This is a genomic window from Gordonia heveisoli (assembly GCF_030315745.1).
In the GTDB taxonomy this organism is placed as follows: domain Bacteria; phylum Actinomycetota; class Actinomycetes; order Mycobacteriales; family Mycobacteriaceae; genus Gordonia.
Genome location: NZ_JASXSH010000027.1, coordinates 13,060 through 39,519, shown reverse-complemented (window position 1 = coordinate 39,519; position 26,460 = coordinate 13,060). Strand labels below are relative to the sequence as shown.

24 protein-coding genes and 1 tRNA gene are annotated in these 26,460 nt (G+C 65.6%); 5 read left to right on the top strand and 20 right to left on the bottom strand.

Going from position 1 to position 26,460, the window contains the following annotated elements; translation table 11 throughout:
- Positions 1-18 precede the first annotated feature (18 nt).
- From QSJ18_RS18620 to QSJ18_RS18575, 10 genes are all read right to left on the bottom strand, one after another.
- The gene (locus tag QSJ18_RS18620; RefSeq protein ID WP_286328135.1) at positions 19-405 is read right to left on the bottom strand and encodes a hypothetical protein; all 387 of its coding nucleotides are present in this window, start codon (positions 403-405) and stop codon (positions 19-21) included.
- A complete protein-coding gene (locus tag QSJ18_RS18615) occupies positions 402-749 on the bottom strand; it encodes a hypothetical protein (protein ID WP_286328134.1) in 348 nt (115 codons plus the stop codon). Before QSJ18_RS18615 ends, QSJ18_RS18620 begins: the two co-directional genes overlap by 4 nt.
- Complete coding sequence (locus tag QSJ18_RS18610) at positions 746-1,222, bottom strand: hypothetical protein (RefSeq protein WP_286328133.1); 477 nt, start codon at positions 1,220-1,222, stop codon at positions 746-748. The genes QSJ18_RS18615 and QSJ18_RS18610 overlap by 4 nt, the downstream gene beginning before the upstream one ends.
- Before the next feature lie 74 nt (positions 1,223-1,296).
- Positions 1,297-2,043 carry a phage major capsid protein gene (locus tag QSJ18_RS18605; protein WP_286328132.1) on the bottom strand — a complete coding sequence of 249 codons (747 nt, stop codon included), beginning with the start codon at positions 2,041-2,043 and terminating at the stop codon, positions 1,297-1,299.
- Positions 2,044-2,539: 496 nt separating this feature from the next.
- Positions 2,540-2,998, bottom strand: a complete 459-nt coding sequence (locus QSJ18_RS18600; protein ID WP_286328131.1) for a hypothetical protein — start codon at positions 2,996-2,998, stop codon at positions 2,540-2,542.
- Positions 2,991-3,218, bottom strand: coding sequence for a hypothetical protein (locus tag QSJ18_RS18595; protein ID WP_208791448.1), 228 nt, complete (start codon positions 3,216-3,218; stop codon positions 2,991-2,993). The genes QSJ18_RS18600 and QSJ18_RS18595 overlap by 8 nt, the downstream gene beginning before the upstream one ends.
- 103 nt (positions 3,219-3,321) lie before the next feature.
- Entirely contained in the window at positions 3,322-3,618 is a 297-nt protein-coding gene (locus QSJ18_RS18590) for a hypothetical protein (protein WP_286328130.1), read from the bottom strand.
- Between the two features lie 121 nt (positions 3,619-3,739).
- Complete coding sequence (locus tag QSJ18_RS18585) at positions 3,740-5,992, bottom strand: hypothetical protein (protein ID WP_286328129.1); 2,253 nt, start codon at positions 5,990-5,992, stop codon at positions 3,740-3,742.
- A 173-nt stretch (positions 5,993-6,165) separates the two neighbouring features.
- The gene (locus QSJ18_RS18580; RefSeq protein WP_286328128.1) at positions 6,166-6,465 is read right to left on the bottom strand and encodes a hypothetical protein; all 300 of its coding nucleotides are present in this window, start codon (positions 6,463-6,465) and stop codon (positions 6,166-6,168) included.
- Positions 6,462-6,752: a helix-turn-helix domain-containing protein gene (locus tag QSJ18_RS18575; RefSeq protein ID WP_286328127.1), complete on the bottom strand. Its 291-nt coding sequence runs from the start codon at positions 6,750-6,752 to the stop codon at positions 6,462-6,464. The genes QSJ18_RS18580 and QSJ18_RS18575 overlap by 4 nt, the downstream gene beginning before the upstream one ends.
- 139 nt (positions 6,753-6,891) lie before the next feature.
- On the opposite strand from QSJ18_RS18575, the gene QSJ18_RS18570 reads away from it, so the two are divergent.
- Positions 6,892-8,175, top strand: coding sequence for a tyrosine-type recombinase/integrase (locus QSJ18_RS18570; protein WP_286328126.1), 1,284 nt, complete (start codon positions 6,892-6,894; stop codon positions 8,173-8,175).
- A 63-nt stretch (positions 8,176-8,238) separates the two neighbouring features.
- Here the strand turns inward: QSJ18_RS18570 and QSJ18_RS18565 are convergent.
- From QSJ18_RS18565 to QSJ18_RS18555, 3 genes are all read right to left on the bottom strand, one after another.
- Positions 8,239-8,312 (bottom strand) — tRNA-Gly (locus tag QSJ18_RS18565).
- Between the two features lie 64 nt (positions 8,313-8,376).
- Positions 8,377-8,835 (bottom strand): nitroreductase family deazaflavin-dependent oxidoreductase, encoded by a 459-nt coding sequence (locus QSJ18_RS18560; protein ID WP_286328125.1) that lies wholly within the window; start codon positions 8,833-8,835, stop codon positions 8,377-8,379.
- Positions 8,836-8,940: 105 nt separating this feature from the next.
- Positions 8,941-10,326, bottom strand: a complete 1,386-nt coding sequence (locus QSJ18_RS18555) for a hypothetical protein (protein WP_286328124.1) — start codon at positions 10,324-10,326, stop codon at positions 8,941-8,943.
- Between the two features lie 227 nt (positions 10,327-10,553).
- On the opposite strand from QSJ18_RS18555, the gene dcd reads away from it, so the two are divergent.
- The 3 genes from dcd to QSJ18_RS18540 all read left to right on the top strand — a co-directional run bounded on the left by dcd (position 10,554) and on the right by QSJ18_RS18540 (position 14,523).
- On the top strand, positions 10,554-11,132 hold the full coding sequence (dcd, locus tag QSJ18_RS18550; protein WP_286328123.1) for a dCTP deaminase: 579 nt from the start codon (positions 10,554-10,556) through the stop codon (positions 11,130-11,132).
- Between the two features lie 100 nt (positions 11,133-11,232).
- The gene (locus QSJ18_RS18545) at positions 11,233-12,657 is read left to right on the top strand and encodes a UDP-glucose dehydrogenase family protein (protein ID WP_286328122.1); all 1,425 of its coding nucleotides are present in this window, start codon (positions 11,233-11,235) and stop codon (positions 12,655-12,657) included.
- Between the two features lie 111 nt (positions 12,658-12,768).
- On the top strand, positions 12,769-14,523 hold the full coding sequence (locus tag QSJ18_RS18540; protein WP_286328121.1) for a hypothetical protein: 1,755 nt from the start codon (positions 12,769-12,771) through the stop codon (positions 14,521-14,523).
- A gap of 20 nt (positions 14,524-14,543) precedes the next feature.
- On the opposite strand, the gene QSJ18_RS18535 is transcribed toward QSJ18_RS18540, so the two are convergent.
- Together QSJ18_RS18535 and QSJ18_RS18530 are read right to left on the bottom strand one after the other, a co-directional pair.
- Positions 14,544-15,296 (bottom strand): MerR family transcriptional regulator, encoded by a 753-nt coding sequence (locus QSJ18_RS18535; RefSeq protein ID WP_286328120.1) that lies wholly within the window; start codon positions 15,294-15,296, stop codon positions 14,544-14,546.
- A gap of 57 nt (positions 15,297-15,353) precedes the next feature.
- Entirely contained in the window at positions 15,354-15,941 is a 588-nt protein-coding gene (locus QSJ18_RS18530; protein ID WP_286328119.1) for a TetR/AcrR family transcriptional regulator, read from the bottom strand.
- Between the two features lie 92 nt (positions 15,942-16,033).
- Here QSJ18_RS18530 and QSJ18_RS18525 point away from each other — a divergent pair, with 92 nt between their 5' ends.
- Positions 16,034-17,578, top strand: coding sequence for a DHA2 family efflux MFS transporter permease subunit (locus QSJ18_RS18525; protein WP_286328118.1), 1,545 nt, complete (start codon positions 16,034-16,036; stop codon positions 17,576-17,578).
- A 47-nt stretch (positions 17,579-17,625) separates the two neighbouring features.
- Here QSJ18_RS18525 and QSJ18_RS18520 read toward each other — a convergent pair whose 3' ends face one another.
- The 5 genes from QSJ18_RS18520 to QSJ18_RS18500 all read right to left on the bottom strand — a co-directional run bounded on the left by QSJ18_RS18520 (position 17,626) and on the right by QSJ18_RS18500 (position 26,420).
- Entirely contained in the window at positions 17,626-18,765 is a 1,140-nt protein-coding gene (locus tag QSJ18_RS18520; RefSeq protein ID WP_286328117.1) for a PDR/VanB family oxidoreductase, read from the bottom strand.
- A gap of 19 nt (positions 18,766-18,784) precedes the next feature.
- Complete coding sequence (locus QSJ18_RS18515; RefSeq protein ID WP_286328116.1) at positions 18,785-19,693, bottom strand: metal-dependent hydrolase; 909 nt, start codon at positions 19,691-19,693, stop codon at positions 18,785-18,787.
- 9 nt (positions 19,694-19,702) lie between these two features.
- Positions 19,703-21,490: an SDR family oxidoreductase gene (locus QSJ18_RS18510; protein WP_286328115.1), complete on the bottom strand. Its 1,788-nt coding sequence runs from the start codon at positions 21,488-21,490 to the stop codon at positions 19,703-19,705.
- A gap of 194 nt (positions 21,491-21,684) precedes the next feature.
- Positions 21,685-22,938, bottom strand: coding sequence for a pyridoxal phosphate-dependent aminotransferase (locus QSJ18_RS18505; RefSeq protein WP_286328114.1), 1,254 nt, complete (start codon positions 22,936-22,938; stop codon positions 21,685-21,687).
- A 155-nt stretch (positions 22,939-23,093) separates the two neighbouring features.
- The gene (locus QSJ18_RS18500) at positions 23,094-26,420 is read right to left on the bottom strand and encodes a (Fe-S)-binding protein (RefSeq protein WP_286328113.1); all 3,327 of its coding nucleotides are present in this window, start codon (positions 26,418-26,420) and stop codon (positions 23,094-23,096) included.
- Positions 26,421-26,460 lie beyond the last annotated feature (40 nt).

Below are 26,460 nucleotides of genomic sequence, written 5' to 3'. Positions count from 1 at the left end.
CGTTCATCGGTGGCCCCTTCAGTGTCGAACATTGCTCATCCCCAGTGATCCGGTGAATGTCCAGCGGCGGCGGTCGGCCACACGGGGGTCTGGTGACGGGGCCGGTAGCGCGGTGGTCTGCCAGCCGCGTACCTGGACCTGGCCCACGACGCGGTACTGGCTGGACTTCACCAGCGCGAGGACCAGACCGGCCAGCATTTCGGCGCGTCCCTGATCGAGCGCGTAGACCGCGATGGTGAATGTCGGTGTGGCCAGGACGCCGGTCCGGTCTTCGGTTCCCCCGGTCAGTGACACCTGGATGAACTCCGCCGGCCTCCGCGCCGGTACGTCGTCGTGTACGGGCAGAACGGACTGTGAGCCAATGACTTTCATCATCGTCAGCAGCGCGGGCGGCGTGGGCTTCATCCGTCCACCCGCTGAAGTGGGACCACACCACCGGGGTGCCAGCCCAGCGGGTTGTACTTGCCGGAGCCAGGCACACCCTGGACTTCATACATGGTGTCTGGCTCGTCGGGCAGACGGAAGCGGTCCCGGCTACCGACCTGATCGACCCACGATCGGGGAGTCAACATGACGCGATCGACCACCAGCCGGTTGTGGCCTTCGGTGAGTGGTTCCTGACTGTCGGGGAAGTTGAAGCCATAGCACTTCCGGTCGATTGGGTCGCCCCACTCCTCGATGGTGTTCCCGTAGTCGTCTTCGCCGCCGTCGAGGAATGGCAAGTGCTGGACGGGGATTCGAGCCTTCACCAGTCCGACCCGCCGTGTAGCGGGTTGCCCATGTAGTCGGCGTCTTCGCCCAGAAGGAACGGGTGGACCTCCGGTACGCCTGGACCCCGGTTGTCACCCGTCAGAATGGTGGTCGCCCGGGGGCGTCGCTTGTGCTCGGCACAGATGTCGGTCAGGTCGCGGATTTCCTGGGGCTGGAACAGTCCTCCGCTACTGCCTTTCAGCGTTTCGGCGTAGTCACCGGCTGTCCGCTGTGACACAGCGCCAGAGCCACGTTCAGCCCAGCGGAGTACAGCACCGCGCAGTACGTCGCGGATGATTTCCTGTTGGACCGGCGTCAGGCTGGGGTATCCGGTGCCCAGGCAGGGGGCCACGCTGATGGCACGTGCCCAGGCGGATCGGATCATCGGGGTGGCCTGGTCTTCGGTCAGGTCGTCATCGAATGGACTCAGATCGCTGAACTGGATCGGTGGTGTGGGTAGTGCTGAAGTCATTGGTGCTCAATGCCTTTCAAAGAGGAAGGCCCCGGGCGCACACGGAGGGTTGTATGTGCCCGGGGCCAGGTCAATCACTCACCGATGGTGAACTTGCCGACCCGGTTGGCACGCGGGACTACGTGGCCCACACGCCAGGTCGCACGGATGGCGATCGAGTCGGAGTTGAAGTAGGCGTCGGTGCTGGTGGCCACCTGGATTTCGCCGTAAGCGGAGATGACTTCGGCGGAGTCGATGAACAGACCCGACGACGCGGGAACCGCTGCACTGACCAGGACCGGGATCGACAGCAGGAGCTTCTGGGCGTCAGTCACGCCTGCACCGATCAGGCTGGCGTTGCTGTTCGCAGCGGTTTTCAATTTCCTGAGGGCCGCGAACCCTACTGGATCGAGGATCAGGTGGGTGGGATTGGCACCGTTCGCACGAAGTTCGGTTTCCAAGTCGATCAGCGAATCGAGGTTGTCCACGACCGGATCACCAGCGACCACACCAGCGATGTTGACCAGACCGGCGACCGGGGCGACGGCGGGCGAGGTCGGGGCAACCTGGGACACAAAAAGCGCGTCGGCGCGCTTCGTAATCGCTCGCTTGACGCTCTTGGCCAACTGGTCGGCGGTGCCGTTCTGCTCCCACTGTTCGCGCGATACGCGGACAAGCTGGGTCACCTTGCTGGTGTAGGCCAGGGCTTCGGACAGGGCCGGATCGGATTCGGGGATTTCAGCCCCCTCAGCGGTCACCTGGGCGTCATCGTCGGCCACGTAGGCCACTCTCACGGCAATTTCATCACCCTCCACGGTCGCGGCCTTCGTGGACGCCTGCACGATCAGCGCGTCGGGAACGATGTCGGTCGGCGCGAAGGTCTCGACATCGGGGTGCCATGCCTTCGCGGTGTTGTTGGTTGTTGCGGTAGCCATTGTTTCCTCATTCAGTAGTCAGACCACACCGGACGGTGCGGTGGGTGTGGGGAAACGAAAAGAACGCGACCCCACCGAGCTGCAATCAATTCGCAAAGGACAACGAGGCAGGCAAGCCAATAGCCGCCACGTAAGCAAACGAATTAATGAGCATCAGGTGGAATCGCGTCCAGCTCTTCCACACCCGCCACTGACGGGATAAGACAACAATATCAGAACTATTCTCAACTCAGGAAATGCCCGCCATATAACCGCGGCGAGCAATTCCCTTTATTCAATTATGAGCCCGAGTAAGGCATTCCCTCGCGTATGCGCTGAAATCTCCCGCAGCCGTAAAAACAGGGAGCGGTAATGCCTACCGGGGGCGCGAAACACCTCGCAAGGGGGTATCCCCCACCCCTGGTCAGGCGTCGATTCGTGGAGCGAATGCACCCTTCCAGGCTTCGTCCGCGTCCACCGCAGCGTCCACCCCATCGACGTTCTGACCCTGGGTGTGATCCACCATCGGACGACGTGGACCATCCACGATCCCGAACCGTTCGCGTACGTCCTGCACCGCAGCACCGACCGCCGCGACATCCACCGTGCCGTCGTCGGTCAGCAGACCATCCAGGCCAGCGTCGCCGCGCCCTGCCCAGAACGCTTCAGCCCGCACGTCGTCGCCCAGTGCCGCTTCCACCGCCGCGCGCTGAAGTCCTTCGACCACACCAGCCAGTCGTTCGGCCTCTGCCCGTGCTTCATTGCGTTCGACGCGGTACCGCGCTTCGCGATCGTTGCCGCCGCTCTGTTCGCCTGTGCCTGCCTGACCCTGGTCAGTACCCGCATTCGCGCCCGACAGTTCGTCAGAGTTGTTGTCAGCCATTGCTCTTACCTTCTTCCTTGTCCATCAGTGCCACCGCTTCCAGGGTGTCCACCATCCTGTTGCTTGCTCGTAATACCGTGCGGCTCAACCACTTCACCTGTCGCTGTGCCCGCCGTAGTTCCTTCCGCGTGCTTGTCAGCTGGTGCCGTAGCTGTGCGTTCTTGGCCCGCTCTGCCTGTAGTGCCCGCATACCCGGCGCACCCAGCGCGCTGTCAGTCACGACCACACCAGGCTGAACGCCAGCCAGATCGGCAGGGCTAGGGCCAGCACTGCCAGAACCTCGGCCACTGCCCCGCGTACCGCGTCGTCCATTCGCCACGACATCACTCCTCGATTCGGGCGGTCACGAACGCGGTCAGTCCGTCGCGATCGTTGTCGATAACAACCGACCCCTGGCCCATTGGGAACTTGGCCACCGCACGATCGGAGCCGTCATCCGCATTACCGCCCTGACTCAGCGCGTCGGGTTCCACACCGATGAAGCGACTATCGACATCGCCCCAGTCATTCGCCTGGTTACTCATGGTCAACCTTCCTTCTTGCCCATCGCGGGCACTTTCAACCGGCCACCGTGACCGGAAGTCTCTTGTGTTGGTCCAAGGTGACAAGGTGACGGTCACCTTGACCCACTGTCGCAGAATCGCATATATTCAGGAAGAAGAAGAAAAACTGGCTACGTGCGTATATGTCCCGATTCGTCGCCATTTCTGACCGATTCCGCGTGACCATGCTGTCACCTTGTCACCTTGTCACCTTGGATTCGTAGTAGACCGCCACCTTGCCATTGCGTGCCTTGCGGGGGTCCGTCTTCTTGAGCCTTGCGGGACGATCCGCCGACCCCTTCACCAGAAGTTCCAAGGCGTCTTCGCGATATCCCCGAAGATCGGCGGTGAGCTTGTTCGTGAACCATCCAGCCGACACCGCTTTGCCGTCAGCCTCCTGGTTGTAGGCCGTCCACATCTTTTCGGCGGCGGCCTCTATGCGGTCAGCTTGGGCGCGGTCTTCGGCTCGGCGCTGGCCCCGTGCGCGAGTGTGCATCGCCTGGGTCTGTGCGCTGCCCCGGGACTGGTAGTAGTCCGACAAGGCGCGTCCGCGTGCCCGCTTGGATACCTCAATGACGATCTGGGCCTGGTTCCAGCGTTCGATGGACACCGCGTCGGTTTCGCCGTGCATCCACGCCAGAGCCGCCGCGACCTTCATCTGGATGAATCGGATGTGGGTGTCGTACTTGTTCACCGCTCCGACAGCCTGGGCATCGTCGAGGTCGTCGAAGTCGTCTCGGATCACTCGGGGGTAGTCCATGCCCCGTAGTTCGCTGTACGGACGCGGCTTGCCCATTGGGGTGAAGACCGGGTGGGACAGTTCGGGATCGTCGGGGATATCCACCAGCGGTTCGTAGTCGGTTCGGTCACGGTTGCGCTTCTGGCCGTGCTCGCGGACGTAGGCGAAGAGGAACCGTTGTGGGAAGCCAAGACCCGTGTTGTCAACGAACATGCCGAAGGCTTCCGGCTGGACACCGATTGCGATCCCGTAGCGGTAGCGATGAGAGGCAACCAGGTTGGTTTCCCCACTGGCGATTTCGCGCCCGATGGACTCACCCATGACGACCTTCAACATGGTGGGCATGTACCGGCTGTCATTGCTGGCAGCGCGGGCAGCGACCTCGGATATCTCCGACTGACCCATGTAGACCGCTTCGTAATCGGCCTGTAGGGGTAGCGGTAGGTCACCCTTCTTCGCGCTCGGGTCTCGCGGCCGATACTCCTTGAACGGGTTTGCGAAGGCTTCGCCGGACCCCGGGTTGTACTGGGCCAGAACCTCGTCCGGAAGTTCCACCAGCGATTCGGCGGCTTCCAGGATCGAGCCCTTTCCCGACCCCGGATCACCCAGGACCGCGACGGCCAGGTTCATTGACAGGCCGCGTCTACCGTCGATCCCTTTGGCTGCGACGCGAACGGGAGCGACCTTGGACACCACACGGGCAAGGACGACCATCAGCAACGCCCAGGGCGAACGTCCGATGTCCGTTGCCACCGTGTGGATGTGAGCAAGCATCTTGCTGGACTCCCAGAACTCTGGATGCTTGGTGATAGCCCCAGCCTTGGCGGCTTCCGTTGTGAGCCTGTGTAATTCGTCAGGTCGTCCCGCGTATTTGTTCCAGGGTGTCGGCTGTACTACCGCCACGATTTCAGGCACCGTGCAACCCGCGTCGGCCAGTTCGCGTTCGATCTGCCACAAGACCTCGGACCGATCCTGGCCCCCAGCGTCAGGTGCCCGGAGATATTCCCGCACAAGGGAGTTGAGCAATGGAAGCGAGCGGTCAAGGACGGCTGCCCGATCAACTGAACTGGGGTCCGCGATCCCGTCAGCATCCATGCCCTTGGGCACTGGGACCTCAGGTACTCCTGACATCAGTGTCGGCCAGTCGTAAGTGTCGGCCTTGCCCTTCGCGGAGCCGCCACGAACGCCTTTGCCGGGTTTGTTGTTCATCGACCCTGGGACGCGGAGAAGTTGAGTCACGTCCCAGCCCGACAGGTCAGCCCCGACGTGAGAAGACATCCGATGGTTCTCCCGGCCCGGTAGTGTCGCACCATCGCGGGGGCTATCCATCAACCACACACCGGCATAGCGGCCCGGGGATGTCTCCCACCAAATGGATGGGGCCTTGTCAGGGGCGATGTCGCGGGGGTCGGCTTCGTCCAGGTCGGCAAACAGCACAGTCGCGGCCAGGACGGCATGGGCCTTACGCCGAGTCTTCTGGTCGTCGCCGTCGAACACCATCGGGGTGAAGTACACGTCATCGTCGGCATGCTTGCGAAGGTGCCGCTTGATAGCTTCCAGATCGGTGGTGTGGAATGCTCGGCTTTCATTCCAGTGGAATGGCCGCTGTTCCTTATCGCGAGCCTTTTCGGCAGGTATCCACGGGAGGAATACCCACCCCGTGTGACCGCGCCAAATGCGGGCCAGAACCTTCACCTGTTGGTCGGGTTGCACTTTATCCTCATTTCTTATTGGGGGTCATATGCAGTTATGTGGGTGGTTCCAGGAACGCCCACTATACCCGATCTGTGTGGTATTCTGGCGCATGCGGGATTCCCTTGGTCGGGTTGCCCCGTATCCTCTGAAAGGCCCCCCCGATGGTTCCAGGAAAGCCCCGGGGGGCTTTTCTAATGCTCATTGTTCATTCGATTAACGAGCCATCCCAGGGCGGATTCCCAACTCGTGAACTCGACCATCCCCTCAATTCTGATGACCAAGGTCGGGCAACCGTCGCCGTCTTCCCGGACGTTGATCTGGAAGGGTTGGTCACCAACCGCTTTGAAGGTGAACTCATAAAGGTCGGAATTGCTCCCGTTGTTACGTGGGTCCGACCGATAACCAACCTCGACGCCCATCCCCGGTTCCTTGATGACCTGGGGTCGGCCCAGACGCTCGTTGTTGCGGCTGTCAAAGTAGCTGTCGCTCATGCCGACACCGCTTCCAGACGTTTCTTCACGGCACCTAGCGGCATGCCCAACTGGCGGGCGATCTGAAGGGCTGATTTGCCCTCTGCCGCCAGGGAATCCACCGTTCGTTCCCCGGGGGCGACCACACGGGCGTTGATGAAGTCATCAATCGCTGAGGCGGGTATACGGCGACGTGAACCCACCATGATGGAACGAAGTTCGCCGCTATTGATGTACGTGTAGATCGTTCGTCGGCTCGTTTTCAAGGCTTTGATTGCCTCATTAACGGATAGAAGTTGATCGGCCATCAGCCTGTCCTTTCGGGTCATTTGTTTTTGCTGATGGAATAACCGTATAACAACCGATCTCAGTTTCTGTTTGCGCTGATTATTCGAGGATAATGCTGAGGAAACGCTATAGTCGGTACCCCGAGCAACAGGAGCCCAAATGGCCAGGACACAGCTACCGCCACAGATCAGGAAGCGGTCCCTGAAGACCGGCATCCGGTACGAAGTCATCACCGATGCGGGTATCGACCCGGGCACCGGCCAGCGTCGGCAAGTACGTCGCAGGTTCGGAACCGAACGGGAAGCCCGGGACTACCTGACGACGGTCACCCACCAGGCCGCGACCGGACAGTTCGTCGCCCGTCACACGGTCACCGTCGCTGAAGTGGTCACCGACTTCATCGCGGCCCGCCACAACCTACGGGCGTCGTCACGGGCGAAGCTGGAATACGACCTGGGGGTGTTCACCGAGTTCTACGGCACGAAGTCTGTGCAGACGTTGACGAAGGCCGACATCGACCGGATGGTTCGGACCCTGATCGACGGGGGATCGACCACACCCAAAGGTCGCAAACGTCGTCCCTGGTCCCCTGGTGTGGTGAACAAGGTCATCGCCGCTGTGTCTCGCGTGCTCGAAGATGCCCGTCGCCAGGGCCTAGTCGCCCGCAACGTGGCCGAGTATGTAGACCCGGTGGCGCGCTCGCACAAAGATATGGCGTCATTCACGAAAGCTGAAGTGGCACAGCTCCGTAAGGTGATGGACCGCGATCCTCTACCGCCGATGGGACTCAACCACCGACCACACCAGAAGGGGGACGACAAGCCCGATCCCGCCGAGTACGGGGACCGCCTGGCCCATGCCTGGCACCTGGCCCTGTCCGGTCTACGTCGGGGTGAAATCGCGGGGTTGCGTTGGAGCGACGTTGATCTGGACTCTGACGACCCAGCGCTGTTCATCCGCAACAACCGGGTGATGGCAGGCGGCCAGACGGTAGAGGGCGACCCGAAGTCTCCTACGTCGCGGCGTCGGCTACCCCTGCCGTCCCGGTTGGTCACCGTGCTGAAAGCTGCCCGGGAACGCCAGGCTGATGAGAAGGCCGCGATCGACGGTCTAGCTGGCACCAAGGATGCCCGGGGCTACGACCGGACCACGGTGTACGCGGACAGCGGGTACGTCGTCGTGAATGAGGTGGGGGAACCGTACGACCCTGCCGTTCTATCCCGGTACTGGCGCGACATGCTGGCCCGCTACGGGGTCCGCCACATCAGGCTCCACGATGCCCGTCACACGTGCGCTACCCAGATGCACCTGGACGGGGTGCCTATCGCGGTCATCTCGGACTGGATCGGCCACACATCGGCAGCGTTCACGATGGCGACCTACGCGGGTCATGCGTCAGCCGACGACCTGAAGGGCGCGGCAAACGCCCTGGACAAGTTGTGACACACCCCGTGACATCCTCGGGCTTGGTGTGGTCTGATTTGGTACATAACCGCTGGTCAAACGTGGAGCCGATGACGGGAATCGAACCCGCGTATTCAGCTTGGGAAGCTGATGTTCTGCCATTGAACTACATCGGCGTGCGAGGTGGTCACCTCGCGATCGACAGCCTAGCAAACGCCCGCGACGAGTGTCGCGCCCGTCTCAGGCGAGTTGGAACTCGACGAGCGGAATCGTCTCCGGGTCTTGCGCCCCGTCCTTCTCGATGGCGTCGTGCAGCACGCGCCACCCGCGCGGGTTGGCCGCCTTGTAGCGGGCCAGGGCGGTCGCCGACTCCTGGGTGTCGAGCAGCCGGGCGTGGGCGGGTCGCCGACGCAGGCGGCCGGTGCTGATGTGACAGTGCGGCTGGGCCGCTAGATTCTGATACCACTGCGACGACGGCCCGAAGCCGCTGGCGACGATGAGCCGGTCGGGGGCCGGGCGTTCGGCGACCTCCAGGACCACGAAACGTGGCTGTCGGGAGCTGCGGCCGACGTGTTCGAGCATCAGCATTCGTGACCCGAAGATCCAGCCGAAACCCTTCTGGTACAGGGTGATCGGTGCGCGAACCAGTCGGCGGTTGCGCAACGCGACCGCCGCGACGCCACTCGGCGAGAGGTCCACCATTCGATTGTGGCACAGCATGTCGACGCAGAACCTCCACAAATGGACAGAACCACCGGTCTGGAACCGGTGGTTCTGTCCAAAAGTGGTGGTTGTGCGGGTCGGCTACCAGCGTCGGGTGACGGGGTGTGCGGGCGCGGGGCGACGGTCCTCGGTGAGGCAGGTCGAGCGCAGCACATTGTGATAGACGACCAGCCCGTAGAGGTTGGGTGCGCCGAGCAGGCCGGTGCTGCGCGGCAGCATGGCCGCGGTGATGCCGGCGCCGGGGAAGAGATTGTTGAGCATCGACGCGGTGGGGTCGGTGCCCGCCTCTTGCCACACCAGTTCGACGAGGTGCGCCGACAGCGCGTACGCATAGTAGGCGGCCGTCAGCGACTTGGTGACCGTCAGATCCGACAGGGCGACAGTGTCGCCGATGTGGCCCTCGCGCAGGTTCTGGCTCAGACCGATACCGATGTCGAGCGGGGCGCCGCCGACATAGGGGATCAGGGTGCCGATGCTCGACAGGGCGGCGGTGGCGCCCTGGAAGTCGGCCGGGTCGGCGGGAATCAGGTTGGGGTACACCCTGGTTGTGCGCATGAACCGCAGTATCTGATCGGTCAACCCGGCGATCCGGGCGTCCACGGCGCGGTCCTTGTTGATCGCCTGCAGATACGACGACGTGCGGGTGACGATCCGCGACAACGGCAGTCCGCCGATCGGGGGGCAGGTGTCGGCGTCGGCGACCGAGATCTGCCCGGCGATGTCCCGCACGATCGACGGCACCGAGTTGGTGAATCGCAGGTCCTTCACGGGCCGACCGGCCGTGCGCTTCTGCGACTCGGTCACCGAGACGATGCAGGCGTCGACGAGCTTCTTGCTGATCGTCTTGTAGAGGGCGGTCGCGGCCATCACGCCGAGGGTGATCGGCAGCGTGAGCAGCATACCGACGGTGATCGGCCCGGCGACCGTCGCGATCTTCGGGATGGTGCGACGTGCGATGGTCAGCGGAACCATCACCGTCACATACAGATACAGCCAAACCGTCTCCACCGCCTGCGCCACGGTCAGGTTGTCGACGGTGATGGCGTCGGCCTCATGGCCGTCCCGCACGTTGACCAATTGTGTGACGATCCACTGCGACACCGGATCTCGGTAGGTCATGATCGGGTCGCGGTCGTCGGCGCCGAGGTCGTACGGGTGGTTCGACACCGCGAGCGTCGAGATGCGCAGTGCCGACAGGTCGCGGTGGGCGCGGGCCTTGATCGAGACCGAGCGTTCCCGCACGTCCGGTGGCAACACCGGCAGGAAGGAATCGAAGACCGCGTCGTACACCGCCCCGAGCGTGGCGAAACGTGAACCGACGCATTCGGTGGGTGCGACCGCACCCACCGGCGGCGCACCCGCTGGGGCGGCCGAGGCCACCGCGCGGTCGGCGACCGTGACGGCCACCGTCACCGTCAGTGCCAACGCGACCAGCGTCGTCGACAGTCGTCCCCACGCACCGGACATGCGCGTTCCCCCACGGCTGCGCCGCATAGCTTTCCCCGTTCTGATCCCCCGACGTACTCGCACATCGTCGACGAGGCCGCGAAGCCTGTCGTTGCCTGTGCGAAAGAAACTGTAGGGCCGTCGCGACGATTTGTCGGTGCGAGTGGGGTGAACCACTCGTGATGATTCGATGTCGCGCGGGCGCGGTGTGCTGCGAGCGCCGATTCCGCGTCCGATAACCTCGGTACGTGCTGCTTTCCGACCGCGATATCCGTGCCCAGATCGCCGACGGCCGCCTCGGCATCGACCCGTTCGATCCGTCGCTGGTGCAACCGTCGAGTGTCGATGTGCGCCTCGACAGTCTGTTCCGGGTGTTCAACAACACCCGGTACACCCACATCGACCCCGCGAAACGGCAGGACGAGCTGACCACGCTCGTCGAACCCTCGGCCGGTGAGCCGTTCGTGCTGCACCCCGGCGAATTCGTGCTCGGCTCGACGTTGGAGGTGTGCTCGCTGCCCGACGACCTGGCCGGACGCCTCGAAGGCAAGTCGTCGCTGGGCCGTCTCGGGCTGCTCACCCATTCGACCGCCGGGTTCATCGATCCCGGCTTCTCCGGTCACATCACCCTGGAACTGTCGAATGTCGCGAACCTGCCGATCACCCTGTGGCCGGGGATGAAGATCGGTCAGCTGTGCCTGATCCGGCTGTCCAGTCCCGCCGAACATCCGTACGGCAGCGCCGCGGTGGGCTCGAAGTATCAGGGTCAACGCGGTCCGACCCCGTCCAAGGCCTACCTGAACTTCGAGCGGCCGGACGGGGAGTGAACCACAGCTGAACCGCGACGCCCGGGAGTTCACCGGCCCGATCACCGGAGGCTACGTCGGTGTCGGCCGGAGGCATCTCCGGGCGCGTAATCACTAGGGCATGAAGCTCACGGTGATCGGATGCGGATACCTCGGTGCAACCCACGCTGCATGTATGGCCGAACTCGGTCACGACGTGCTCGGCATCGATATCGACGCCGACAAGATCGCCCGCCTGCGGGCCGGTGACGTCCCCTTCTTCGAACCCGGTCTCGCCGACATCATCCGCCGGGGCCTGTCGTCCGGCCGACTGTCCTTCAGCACCGATCACCGCGAGGCCGCCCGCCATGCGTCGGTGCACTTCCTCGGCGTCGGCACCCCGCAGGAGACCCGCGGGCACGCCGCCGACCTCGGGCATGTGAACGCCGCCATCGACGCACTCGTGCCCACCCTGACCGGCCAGCACCTGATCATCGGCAAGTCGACGGTCCCGGTGGGGACCTGCGCCGGCCTGGCCCAGCGTGTCGCGGTGCTCGCCGGGCGGGACGCGTCCGTTGAGGTGGCGTGGAGCCCGGAGTTCCTGCGTGAGGGCTTCGCGGTCGAAGACAGTCTGGCGCCCGACCGGCTGGTGCTCGGTGTCAACCCGGCGTCGACCGCGTCGTCGGCGCCCGCGGTGATCCGTGAGGTGTACCGCGAAGTTCTGGAGACCGGGATCCCGCTGATCGAAACCGACTGGTCGACAGCTGAACTCGTCAAGGTTGCGGCGAATGCCTTTCTCGCGACCAAGATCTCGTTCATCAACGCGATCAGTGAGATCTGCGAGATCGTCGACGCCGACGTCACCACCCTGGCCGACGCCATCGGTCACGACCAGCGTATCGGCCGCAAATTCCTCAATGCCGGTTTGGGATTCGGCGGCGGCTGCCTGCCCAAGGACATCCGCGCCTTCGCCGCCCGGGCCGAGGAGATCGGTGCGTCGGGTGCGCTCGGCTTCCTGCGTGAGGTCGACGCCATCAACATGCGCCGCCGCTCGGCTGCGGTGGAGCTCACCGCCCAGGCCGTCGGTGGCGACCTGCTCGGTCGCAACATCGCCGTACTCGGTGCATCGTTCAAACCGGAGAGCGACGATGTGCGCGACTCTCCGGCGCTCAGCGTCGCCGCCCAATTGGCGCTGTACGGCGCGGCGGTGACCGTCTTCGACCCGAAGGCGTTGGACAACTCGCGCCGGGTCCAGCCGATGCTCGGCTACGCCGGATCGGCGCGGGAGGCCTGCGACCGGGCCGACGCCGTTGTGGTGGCGACCGAGTGGGCCGAATTCGTCCACATGAGCCCCGACGAGCTCGACCCGGTGGTGCGGGCCAAGGTCATCATCGACGGTCGGCGCTGCCTGGACCCGTGGATGTGGCGGGAAGCCGGCTGGAACTACGTTGCGATCGGTGGGCCGGTCACGGGGACGGCCGCCGGCGCTGACGCCCGCCGCGACACCGCAGGCCGGACGCTGCCGGCCACCGTGACCGCGCTCGCATCCCGACGGATCCTCGGCTGAGTCGTGCTAGTTTGAACCTCGCAATACGAGTCGGGTGACATGTGGGCGTCGGTGGGGAATAGTGACGCCGTTCGCAGACCCGGTGCCGCCAGAATCGGATTCCGAGGTTCCATGAGCGACGATGTGACGCCCAGTTCCGGTTCGCCGGGCGCTGGTGGTGTCATCCGTTTGGTGGACGCGGCGACCCTGGCGGCGATTGGAGCGGCCCTCAGCGCACGCGGTCTGCCCACGGGTGCGCTCGTCATCGTGGTGGACGTGACCGACGCCGGGACGACCGTGGCCACCGTCGACGGTGCGGGCCGGGTCCTGGAAGCCGATCCGCACGCCCTGACCGACGCGTCGACCGGATTCGGCAGACTCGACCGGGAGATCGCCGACCATCTCGTCCGGATCGGCCGCGTCGAGCAGCCGATGACGGCGGACTGGGATCGTGAACTGCTCCACCTCGTGGAGCAGGGCCGCGACCGGCTGCGCGACTCCGAGGGCACCTTCATCATGGGCCGTGAACACATCCGGCTGTTCCGGCTGACCCGACGCGACGTCACCGAGGCCTCCGGCCAGCTACTCGGGCGAGTTGAGACCCGGGCCGGTGCGGCCGCGGTCCGTGGCGGTACCGCGGTGTCTGCGGTCATCCTCGCCGAGGGGGCGCAGGCCTGGCCGGGTCTGCGGGACGCACTGACACGGATCGTCGATCTGCCGATCGTCGAACTGGAGACAGACTGTCTGATCGACGACGCCGGCCCCGACATTGCGCAACCGCCCCACGATCATGCCGACACTGCGGAAGCCGGTTTCGGCCAGCCCGTTTCCGGCACCGATGCCCCCACCGATCCGACGCCGGTCGTCGGCGGACAGGCCGGCGCCGAATCCGATCGCGACGAGGTGAGTACCTCCACCGCGGACCTGCCCGCGGTCGACTTCGACGAACCTGGCCGTGTCGACGTCGAGCAGCCCGTGCAGGCGGTCGAGTCGATGGCTCAGACCCGTGACCTCATCGACTCGGCTTTCGAGGGGTTTGTGAGCGCTCCGATCAGCGGTGACATCGACAAGCTCCCGGCCTTCGAGGCCACCGTCGACGCCTTCGACGAGGTGGCATCGGCACAGCAGGCACCCATGCCGACCGTCGACGTCCCGGCCGGCCCGCAGCCCGGCTCCCACCAGCACCTGCCGACCGGGTTCGATGATGCGCCGACCGCGCAGCTGCCGGTGATCGCGGCCCGGCCGTTGGCGGCCGCCTACTCGCAGGCTCCCAACGAGATCGACGCCGAGATGTTCGGTCAGATCGGTGGATACGGCGACGAATCCGATTCCGGCGCACCGCACTACGTCGCGGGTGCGGCCCCAGGTGGAACATCGCCGGTGCCCGCTTGGGCGGTGGCCGGGGATGTGCCCAACGATGGCGAAGACGTCCCGACCGCCAATATCGACCTCGGCGAAGGAGTCGACGCCGTGCCCGATGACGCCGACCTTCCCGACAATCACGGTGCGGAGCAGTCGGTTTCGGATGGAACCCGGCCCACCGGACGACTCGGGGCGGTGGTCTTCGCGATCGTCGGGCTGCTGGCCCTGGTGGTGGCGGGTGTCGTGGTCGCGATGAGCGCCGCGCAGGGTGTCGATGGCGCGGTGCCGGATTCGTCGGTACAGGCCGCACCGACGCCTGCCGGGCCCGGATACGCCGATCCGGCGGTACTTTCCGAGGCGCGCCAGCCTGCCGCGCGTTACACACCGCCTCCGCCTCCGCCGCCGCCGCGGCAGACGCCCGCGGGTGAAGACTCCGATCGGCCGAACGATCGCCCCCGACAGCGGGCGCCGCGTCCGCGGCTGACCATCCCGATCCCGGGACTACCGCCCATCGTCGTACCCTGACGGGACGTTTCGAGGCGCAGCTATCCGAGTGAGCGTCGGGCCTCGCCCATGTACTCACGCAGTTGTCGGGCCATGTCGCGGTCGAGTGCCCGGTCGAGCGCATTGTGCGCCGAAACCGTTCCAGCCTTGCGTAATTCGGTCAGCAACTCGCGAGCCCAATCGGTTTCGGCGGTGGTCTGCGGGATCCAGCCGTCGGTGTGTCCCTCGGCGACGGCTCGTCGTCCGGCCGAGATGACCGTCGCAGCGACCGCGGACATCTCGCGATCGAGCCGGCGATGCACGTCGAGGATGCCGGCCAGCGGCACGCCGAGTTTCACCAGCCTGCCGTAGGCGGACACCGTTTCCTGGTCGCGGATGGTGTACTGCTCCGGCGGGTCGGATTCGGCGTCGGGGCTGATCAGTCCGAACTGGATGAGCTGATCGAGGTGCGCCGGGTTGCCGGTGTTGAGCAACTCGCGCAACTGTGCCGCCGACATCGAGGTGGACGTCGCGGTCGACCACGGTTCGGACACGATCTCGCGGATGCCGAGGATGTCGGCAAGGTCTTCGCCGCGCGCCATTCCGCTCAGGAAGTCGTCGATGTGTCGGATGGTGAAGCCGCGGCGGAGTAGATCGTTGATGACCTTGAGACGGGCCAGATGGTCGTCGGTGTAGATGGCGATACGTCCGCGCCGCACCGGTCGGGGGAGCAGGCCGCGGTCCTGATATCCGCGCACGTTGCGGGTCGTGGTCCCGGCGGCACGTGCGAGGTCATCGATCCGGTACTCGGTCATCGCGTCATTGTCCCAGATGTCGGCTCGGCGCCGCCGCCGGTCGATGCGGTGGAGGTGTCAGCGCGGTTGCGGGGCGATGCCACGTGCGATCAGCGTCAGCACCCGATCGTAATTCTGCGCCGGATCCATCTGCGGCGGATGGGCGCTCGCCAATTCGAGGGCGACCGCGCCGTGGACACATGACCATGCCTGCATGGCGATCTGCTCGGCGTCGCCCGCCATGATTACCCCGCCCGCCTGGCCGAACCGCACGATGTCGGCCAGGACGGCGAATGCGTCGGTCGCGGCTTCGTGGTCGGGTTCGCAGTCGGTGTCGAACATCAAGCCGTACAGCACCGGATTGGCGAGGGCGAACTCCCGATACTTGTGGCCGCTGTTGCGCAGTCGGTCGGCCGGGTCGTCGTCGGTGGTGCCGATGCCCCGGGCGAACTCCACGAATCCGTCGGTGACCAAGGCGTTGATCAGCCCGTCTTTGCCGTCGAAGTGGTTGTAGACACCCATCGGGGCGACGCCGGCCTCGGCGGCCACCGCGCGGACCGTCAGCCGGGCTTCGCCGTCGCGTTCGAGGATCCGCCGGCCGGCGGCGAGCAGTCCGGCACGAATGTCGGCCGTGGGCGTCCGGGTCCGGGATTTCGCTGGCGACATATTGACAACGTAGCAGCACAGTGTTCTGCTTGAATAGCACAACGTTCTATAACAGTAGGTCGATGTCCCATAACTTCCCTGAAGGGTTCGCCATGACCAATCGCTGGTGGGCGCTCGGCGCCCTGTGCTTCGCAGAACTGCTGGTGATGATCGACAACACGATCGTCAACGTCGCGCTGCCGACCCTCGCCGACGACCTCGACGCGGGCATCTCGGGGCTGCAGTGGATCGTCGACGCGTACACGCTGGTTTTCGCCGGGCTATTGCTGACCGGCGGCTATCTGGGTGATCGTTTCGGCCACCGCCGGCTCCTGCTCACCGGCATCGCCGGATTCGCGGCCGTCTCGGTGCTCGCCGCATCGTCGAACTCGCTGGGGCAGCTGATCGCCGCCCGCGGCGGCCTCGGCATGTTCGCCGCGTTGGTCTTCCCGGCCACCCTGGCCATCATCGTCGCCATCTTCACCGAACCGAAACAGCGGGCCGCGGCGGTCGGCGTATGGGCGGCCATCTCCGGTGTCGCGGTGGCGATCGGTCCGGTACTCGGCGGCTGGCTGCTCGAACACTATTCCTGGACTTCGGTGTTCTGGGTGAACGTGCCGGTGGCGGTGATCGCGGTCCTCGCGATCGTCGCCATCGTCCCGGGAACGCGACCAGAACATGTCGCCCGGTTCGACTTCGTCGGCATGATCGGTTCGATCGCCGGGCTGGGCCTGCTCACCTACGTGCTGATCGAAGCACCACACTTCGGGTGGGGTGACGTGCGGACCGTCGGCGGACTACTCGTCGCCGCGGTGATCCTCGCGCTCTTCGTCATCCACCAATTGCGGATCGCCAACCCGATTTTCGACGTCCGGCTGTTCGTCAACCGCCGATTCGCCACCGCCGCGGGCATGATCAGCGTCGCCTTCTTCGCACTGTTCGGCTTCATCTTCCTGATCACCCAGTTCTTCCAGGTCGTCAAGGGATACGGCCCGCTCGAGGCCGGGCTGCGGACCCTGCCGTTCGCGGTCGTCATGGCGGTACTGTCGCCGGTCGCGATGGCGTTGGCCCACCGGTTCGGGCCGCGCCCGGTGGCGACGATCGGCGCCTTCCTGATGTCGTCGGGCTTCGCCGTCGCCGAATTCTCCGACCGCACGTCCGGGTACTGGACATTGATCATCGTGTCCATGTCCCTCATGGCGGCCGGCCTCGCGATGATCTCCGGACCGTGCACCCAGGTCATCATGGATGCGCTACGCCCGGAACAGGCCGGTGCGGGCAGCGCTATCAACGACACCACCCGCGAGGTCGGCGGCACGCTGGGAGTCGCGGTGCTCGGTTCCATCCTGACCTCGACCTATGTTGCGGGCGTTGGGGATCGGCTGACCGGGATCGGGGTGCCCCACGATGCGGTCGAGGTCGCACAGCAGTCGGTGATGGCGGGAGCAGCGGTGGCCGATGGGGCGCCGGAGTCCGTCCGCGACGTGGTGCGCGTCGCCGTCCAGGAGGTCTTCATGGACGGCCTGCACAACGCCGTCTGGGCGGCGGTGGCCGTCACGGCCGTCGCCGGGGTCGCCGCGGCTTTCCTGCTCCGTTCCGAAACGGCCCCCTCGGTGTCGCCGGCGGAACCGCAGCACGCGGAGCCGGTCGCTCCCTGAGATGCGGAGCGCGCCACCGGACCTCGACGGACCTGCGGTGGCGGGCGTCAGAGATCGAGGGTGAGATTGCCGCCCCGACTGCGTGATACGCAGGTCAACATGGTGCCCGCGGCACGCTCCGGCTCGGTGAGGATATTGTCCCGATGCTCCACCTCGCCGTCCACTGTCCGCACCTTGCAGGTGCCGCAGAAGCCCTGCTGGCAGGAGTAGGGCACCGACGGTACGACCCGGCGGATCGCCGCGAGTGCGGACTCGTCTGCGGCGACCGGGATCTGGGTGCCGGAGGAGGCCAGCGTCACGGTGAACTCCTCGCCGTCGAGAACCGGTGGCGGGGAGAATCGTTCGTAGTGCAGTTCGATGTCGGCGCGGTCGGCCAGATGGGTGCGCAAACCCTCCAGCATCGGGATCGGACCGCAGCAGTACACCGCCATACCGGAAGGCGCACGACCGGTTTCGGGATCGTCCGGGCCGAGCAGGTCCGCCATGGTCGGTAATCCGTGCTCGTCGTCGGTGCGGATGGTGATCCGTTCGCCGTAGCGGGCGAGTTCATCCCGGAACGGGATCGAATCCGCGCTGCGCCCGGTGTAGATCATCGACCAGTCCAGGCCGTGCCGTTCCGCGGTGGCGAGCATCGGCAGGATCGGGGTGATCCCGATCCCGCCCGCGATGAAGCGCAACGAGGTCGCGTGGGAACCGAAACCGGGGAGCGCGATCGGAAAGGCGTTGCGCGGACCCTTGATCGACACGATATCGCCGATGCCGAGCGAGTCGTGAACCTCGACAGAACCACCGCCACCGTCGGGGATGCGGCGGATCGCGATCCGGTACTTGTGCCGGTCGGCAGGGTCGCCGCACAGCGAGTACTCGCGCATCCGGCCGGACGGGAGCAGGAGGTCGAGGTGTGCACCGGCGTGCCAGCGCGGCAACATCCCGTCATCGGGTGCGGCGAGCGTCAACGCCACGACGTTCTCATCCTCCGCGACGACCTCCCGGCCGACGATCCGCATCTGGCTCACCCCGTCGTCGTCGACTGTCGGTGCGATCGGTGAGAACGGACGCCAGAACGGGAACCACACCTTGCCCAGTGCGGTGGCGGCGACCAGGAGCGGATCGTGCCGCCACCGGCCGGCGAGATGCGGTGGCGGCGATGTCATCGTCGTCGTGTGCGGGTGGGCGCGTTGGTTCACGTGCTGATCGTTCCCGTGTTCAGGCCGCGTTGCGAGCGGCGGGCGAGGCAGCCAGGTAGGCGACTGCCTGTGCGGTGGAACCGATTTCGTCGGGGTGGAAACCGGGACGGAAGTAGGTCGTCGTGGACCAGATCACCTTGTAGAGCTTCGGGAGCACGCCGGCGCGAACGCCGCGGAAGTAGTGGTATTGACGCTGGAAGAAGTTCAGGTGCAGCGTCGGGTCCGCGCGCATGATGAAGCGGAATCCGCGGTTGATCAGGATCAGCAAGGTGGGTAGCGCGACCAGCATCGCGCGCGCCCGCCGCAGATAGCCGTCGCCGAAGTAGACGGCGACGTCATGCGCCACCGCCCGGTGTTCGACCTCCTCGGCGCCGTGCCAGGTGAACAGGTCGGTCATCGTCGGATCGGCGTTGTTGGCGGTCCACGTGTTGTTCAGCGCGAAGTCACCGAGGATCGCCGTGTAATGCTCCAGTGCGGCGATCAGCCAGAGACGTTCGATCAGATGCTTCTGGCGGGCGGACGCGCTGCCCTTGTCGAGGGGAGCCAGGATCTTGCGGAACAGCCACTCGACCTGCCGGACAAAGGGACGCGGGTCCACGCCGTGGTGATCGAGGAACTCCCACAGCACATGGTCGTGCGCCTCGGCGTGCATCGCCTCCTGCCCGACGAAGCCGCGCATGGTTGCCGCGAGCCGTTCGTCGCGCACCAGGGGCAGGGCCTCGTTGTAGGTCTGCACGAACCATCGTTCGCCCTCGGGCAGCATGAGATTGAGCACGCTGATGAAGTTGGACGGGACCGGATGGTCGGGGATCCAGTGCAGCGGTGTATTCGACCAGTCAAAGCTGACGTTGCGCGCATGAAGTTCGACCGAGCCAGGATCGGTGTCGTCGTCCGGTCGAGTGGAGTCTTCGATCTTCTTGGTGGACAAGGGATTCTCCTATCGGGCAACTGTCTGGCGGGCGCCGAGGCGCGACAGCCACGGGGCGAAACGGTAGATGCGGTAGCCGATCTTGGCCTCCGGCGTGACGGGAACGACGGCCTTGTTGCGATCGATGGCTGTGACGATGTCGCGGGCCACCCGATCGGGGGTGAATCCGCGTCGCTGATAGAACTTGTCGAGCCGATCGCGGCGAGACTGCTCGTCGTCGGGATCGAACCCGGCGATCGGGGTCTGGGAGACGATATTGGTGTCGACGATGCCGGGGCAGATCGCGGTGACGCCGATCCGGTGTTCGGCGAGTTCCCCGCGCAGCGACTCCGAGAACATCAGCACCCCGGCTTTGGCCGCCGAATAGAGTCCGAGGTCGCGGGACGGGGTGAACGCGGCAGCGGAGGCGACGTTGACGATATGGCCGCCCACGCCGCGTTCCTTCATCTGCCGGCCGAACTCGCGACTACCGGTGATGACGCCCCGCAGATCGACCGCGAGGAGACGGTCCACCTGGGCGTCGGTGGCATCGAGTGCGCCACCGGCGAGCGCGATCCCGGCGTTGTTGACCACGATGTCTGCGATGCCATGTTCGTCGCGGACCTCGGCGGCGAAGGCCACGAAGGCCGCGGTGTCACTGACATCGAGGCGGTAGGCGGCCGCATCCGCACCCAGTCGCTTACTCTCCCGGGCGGTTTCCTGGACCGAATCCAGGTCGAGGTCGGCGAGGACGAGGTGGCAGCCCTGCTCGGCGAGGGCATAGGCGGTTTCACGTCCGATGCCGCTACCGGCACCCGTGATCACCGCCAGCTTGCCGGAAAACTTTGTCGGAGAGCCGAAGACGCGAGTCCGCTCGACACTGCCCGCCGAGCTTGGGGTGCCGGTGCCGGATTGGTCGGCGATGAACGCGCCGGCGATCTCGGCCAGGTAATCGGGGCGGGTGAGCGGCAGCCAGTGTCCCGTCGCGGTGCGTCGCCGCCACAGGCGCTCGGCATAGCGGTGGGTGATGTCGAAGATGGCCGGCCGCAGCGCGACGTCGCGCTCGTTGACCACCTCCAGCACTGGCACCGACGTCGGGCGCGGATCGGGATGGGCGAGTTTGCGGCGAATGTTGGCGCGGTAGAGGCGAAGTCCGCTGATCATATCCGCGCGCAGGGTCGGTCCGAAGACGGCATTCGCCTTCGGCGTTCCCTCTACGCGGTAGAGGAATTCGCGCCATACCCCGGCCGATCCGACCGTCGAGAAGAACAACTTGGGTAGTAGCGGCAGCTGGAAGAACACCGTGTACGCCGACGAACCGCCCTGTGCCAGCGCCCGTCCGAGATTGCCGGGGGTCGGGTGGCTGAGGTTCTCGCGCGCCCACACCGACAGGTAGTCGAGATTGGGACCCGACACCGACACGAAGGAGGCGATGCGGTGATGGGCGCCGGGCCGCGTCACCGCCTCCCACGTCTGTACCGAACCCCAGTCGTGGGCCAGCACATGCACCGGCTCGTCGGGGGAGATGGCGTCGGCGACGGCGAACAGATCGTCGGCGAGGTGATGCAGTGCGTACCGGTCATCGCCCGCGGGCCGGTCGCTGTCACCGAAACCGCGGCAGTCGTAGGCGACCACGCGAAATCGATCGGCCAGAAGTGGCGCCACCTGGGTCCACAGATGATGGGAATCGGGCCAGCCGTGTACCAGCAGCACGGTGGGAAGCGGGTCGGCTGTCGAGGGGGTGACGGATCGTTCCACCTCGAAGACCGCGAGGGCGACCCCGTCGTTGCGGACGATCTGTTTGCGCCATTCGACCATCGATATTCCCCTCCGCTCCACTGACAGATTTAGACGTTACCAACGGTTACATAAAATGGCCAGCATTGGTGCGCGGGTGCGATGGTGGCCTATGAGTGCGAGAAACCCTCGGCCGCGAAGGGTCGCGGTCGAGGGTTTCTCGGCTGGTGGATCGCCCGTGCTGGTGGATCGCCAGTGGTGGGTCGATGATCAGCTCACTGCTTGTAGGACGCCAGGAAGTTGCCGATTCGCTGGATGGCATCGTCGAGGTCGCGGGCCCACGGAAGCGTGACGATGCGGAAATGATTGTGGTCGTCGAGGTTGAAGCCGGTGCCCTGCACGATCAGGATCTTCTCCTGCAGCAGTAGATCCTGGACGAACAACTCGTCGTTGTGGATCTCATAGACCTCGGGATCGAGGCGCGGGAAGGCGTATAGCGCACCCATCGGCTTCACACAGCTGACGCCGGGGATCTCGTTGAGCTTCTCCCAGGTGATGTTGCGCTGATCGAAGAGTCGGCCGCCGGGCGCGACGAGCGCGTCGATGCTCTGGTAGCCGCCGAGGGCGACCTGAATCGCGTGCTGGCCCGGCACGTTCGAACACAACCGCGTCGACGCCAGGATGCCGAGGCCCTCGATGAACCCACGTGCGTGATCCTTTGGGCCGGTGAGAACCACCCAGCCTGCCCGATAACCACAGACGCGATAGGCCTTGGACAGGCCGTTGAAGGTCAGGCAGAGCAGATCCGGGGCCAGCGCGGCCACATTGATGTGCTCGGCGTCGTCGTAGAGGATCTTGTCGTAGATCTCGTCGGCCAGGATCAGCAGGGAGTGCTCGCGAGCCAGCCCGACGAGCTTCTCCAGCACCTCACGCGAATACACCGCGCCCGTCGGGTTGTTCGGGTTGATGATCACGATCGCCTTGGTGCGGTCGGTGATCTTGGCGGCGATGTCCTCGATGTCGGGGTTCCAGCCGTTGTTCTCGTCGCACTTGTAGTGCACCGCATGTCCGCCGGACAGCGTCGTCATAGCCGTCCACAGCGGATAGTCGGGGGCCGGGATCAGGACCTCATCACCGTCGTTCAGGAGGGCCTGCATCGTCATGGTGATGAGCTCCGACACGCCGTTGCCCAGGATGACGTCGTCGACATCGAAGTACGGGAAGTCGGGGATGAGTTCGTAGCGGGTCACTACTGCGCGCCGGGCCGACAACACACCCGCCGACTCCGAATAGCCCTGTGAGTAGGGCAGCGCATGGATCATGTCGCGCATGATCACATCGGGTGCCTCGAAGCCGAACAGGGCAGGGTTGCCGATGTTCAGCTTCATGATCCGGTGGCCTTCTGCCTCCAGGCGCGCCGCGTGGGCGTGCACCGGCCCCCTGATCTCGTAGCACACGTTCTGCAGCTTCTGAGACTGCTCCAGCGGCTTGAGGTTCTGGTTCAGGTGGGATACATGTGGCCTACTCACCGGGCTATTGTCGCAGCCCGCCGCAAACGGGTTTTCGGCGACACCGGGGCCGGGCGCGGTTTGCCTGGTTTGAGGTGGCCCAGGTCACGGCCCACAAACACGTCGAGCGCGCCCTTTCGGACGCGCTCGACGTTGGTGCGGGAGTACCGCGGTGACTACTTGTGGCCGGGCCGCTTCTTGGCAGCCGACATGCCGAAGCCCTTGGCCTTACCCGGCTTGTCCTCGCCGAGTGCGGCTGCACCGCCCGACGATGCGGGCGCCGGGGTGTCGGTGGTCGGGGCTTCCGCCACCGGCTCGCCAGCAGGTGCCTCGGTGGCAGGTTCCGGCTCGGCGGGAGCCTCGGTTGCCGGAGCTGCGGCCGGTGCGGCGGCCGACTGGCCGATACCGCCGGGGCGCTTCTTGCCCGCGGCCATGCCGAAGCCCTTGGCCTTGGCAGGCTTCTCCTCGGTCACCGACGCTGCCGGAGCAGCCTGCGCCGCAGGTGCCTTGGCCACCGGTGCCTCGACCGGCGCCGATTCCGCCGGTGCCTCGGTGGCGGGGGCCGCGGTTGCGGCCGGCTTGCCGATGCCGCCGGGGCGCTTCTTCCCGGCCGACATGCCGAAGCCCTTGGCCTTGGCAGGCTTCTCCTCGGTCACCGCGCCTGCGGTATCCGCGGTCGCAGTGGCGTCGGCGGCCGACTCGGCCGGGGCGACCTGACTCTCCGCCGGTGCCGTGACGCCGGCCTGCGGTGCCGCGGCACCGGGCTTCTTGGCACCCGGGCGCTTGGCGGCGCCCATGCCGAATCCCTTGGCGGCGGGCTTCTTCGGCTCGGTCACGGTCTCGGCGGTCGCCGTGTCGGCCTCGGCCGCGGCAGCAACCGCAGTCGACGACTCGGCCTGTGCGGCGGCGGGTTCGGCAGCCTTCGCCGCACCCGGACGCTTCATGCCACCCTTCATGCCGAAGCCCTTGGCGGCGGGCTTCGTCGGGGCGGTGGTGGTCGACTCCACCGCGGCGGCAGGGGCCGCTGCCTCGGCCGGGGCGGTCGTCTTCGCGGCGCCCGGCTTCTTGCCGCCCTTCATCCCCAGCCCGACCTTGGGCTTGGGCTTGGAATCGGTGTCGGTGGCCGCGGCAGCCGCAGGTGCGGCAGCGACCTCGACCTTCTCCGGCTCGGGCTCCGGTGCGGCCGCGCCCGGACACGGTCCCAGGAACCGCCCGCCGAGCTTGACCTCCGGTGCGCCGCGGCGAACCGATTCCAGCAGCATCTGGGCGACGTCGACGACCTCGACCTGGCCCTCGTTCTCGGTGCCCGACGTACGAGCGGTGACGCCGTCGGTCAGCATGACGCGGCAGAACGGGCAGCCGGTGGCCACCTTGGTCGGAGCCTTGCCGACCTGATCGCCGAGCGTGTCGAGCGCTTCGTCGACCCGGTCGATGTTGATCCGCTTACCGATCTGTTCTTCCATCCACATCCGGGCGCCACCGGCACCACAGCACATGGACCGTTCGCCGTGTCGTGGCATCTCGGTCAGCTGACCGCCTGCCGCGGCCATCAGTTCACGCGGGGCGTCGTAGACCTTGTTGTGGCGGCCGAGGTAGCAGGGGTCGTGGTAGGTGACACCCTCGCCGAGCGGGGCTACCGGCACCAGACGCTTCTCCCGGACCAGACGGTTGAGCAGCTGGGTGTGGTGGACGACCTCGTAGGTGCCGCCGACCTGCGGATATTCGTTGCCCAGTGCGTTGAAGCAGTGCGCACAGGTGACGACGATCTTCTTGCGCTGCCGCGGCGCGGTCGAGAACACCTCGTTGAACATCTCGATGTTCTGCTGGGCCAGCATCTGGAACAGGAACTCGTTGCCCGCGCGGCGAGCGGAGTCGCCGGTACAGGTCTCGCCCTCGCCCAGGACCAGGAAGTTCACCGCGGCCATGTCGAGGAGTTCGGCGACGGCCTTGGTGGTCTTCTTCGCGCGGTCCTCGTAGGCGCCTGCGCAACCGACCCAGAACAGGTATTCGAAGCCCTCGAAGGACTCGACGTCCTTACCGAAGACCGGGATCTCGATGTCGATCTCGTCGATCCAGTTGGTGCGCGCCGAGGAGTTCTGACCCCACGGGTTGCCCTTGTTCTCGAGGTTCTTGAACATGCCGGCCAGCTCGGTCGGGAAGTCCGACTCGATCAGCACCTGGTAGCGGCGCATGTCGATGAAGTGGTCGACATGCTCGATGTCCACCGGGCACTGCTCGACGCAGGCGCCGCAGGTGGTGCAACTCCACAGGGCTTCGGTGTCGATGACGGCACCGAGTTCTTCGGGATCGAATTCGCCCTCGGTGGCCGTCGCATCGGAGACGACACCATTCGACTCGCCGACCAGCTTGCGTGCGGCTTCGGCGCGGGCGGCCTCCGGGATGGCGTTGAGCTTGTCTTCCAGAACGTTGCCGTCGGCGTCGACGAGGCCGACCTCGTCGCCGGCCATATCCTTGCGTCCGCCGGCCAGCAGATAGGGGGCCTTGGCATAACCGTGATCGCGCAGCGACATGATCATCAGCTTGGGGCTCAACGGCTTACCGGTGTTCCATGCGGGACACTGCGACTGGCAGCGACCACATTCGGTACACGTGGTGAAGTCCAGCCAGCCCTTCCAGGAGAAGTCCTCGATCTTGCCCGCGCCGAAGGCGTCGACGTCGGGGTCGGCGGTCTCCATGTCCAGGACCTTGCCGTTGCTCATCATCGGCTTGGCCGCGCCCAGGGCGACGCCGCCGTCCTGCTCACGCTTGAGATAGATGTTGAAGAAGGCCGAGAAACGGTGCCATGCGACACCCCAGTTGAGGTGGGTACCGACCAGCAGCAGGAACAGGCTGCCCGAGAGCAGCTTGATCAGCGCGAAGATGCCGACCATGTTGGGGCTCGCCGGGAGCAGCTGGGCCACCCGCATGGTGAAGAAGTCCGACCCGGCGTTGCTGTGTCCGTAGGTGGCGATCTTGCCGGCCTTCACGAAGATCATGCCCAGGCCCTCGACGAGGACGATGGCCTCGATCGTGTACGCCGGCACGAACCGGGAACCGGAGAACCGCGAGATGCGCTCGGGGACACGCGGATGGTTCAGCTGGCGGATGACGATCAGCGTCACGATGCCGACGACGGTGCCGATGCCGAGGAGTTCGTCCCACAGATGCCAGGCAAAGGTGTCGCCGAAGATGGGCCAGTGGAACTCGGGGTTGATCGACTGTCCGTAGGCCTCGAAGAACAGCAGCATGCCGCCGAGGAAGCCGATCATGACCGCCCAGTGCGCGATACCCACGGTGCGGAACTTGACCATTCGCGTGTGGGCGATGAACTCCTTGAGCATCGTCCACAGTCGGGGCAGCACGGGGAAGTAACGGGAGCTGTCAACCTTCTGGCCCTGTGCGAGTGTTCGCACGATGCCGAAGACACCGCGGAGGAAGAATCCCCAACATGCGATGCTGAAGATGACACCGATGGTTCCCAGGGTCAACGTCATGGGAGTCACGGGCGCGTACCGGCCTTTCTCTAGGTCGTCCGTCGCCGTG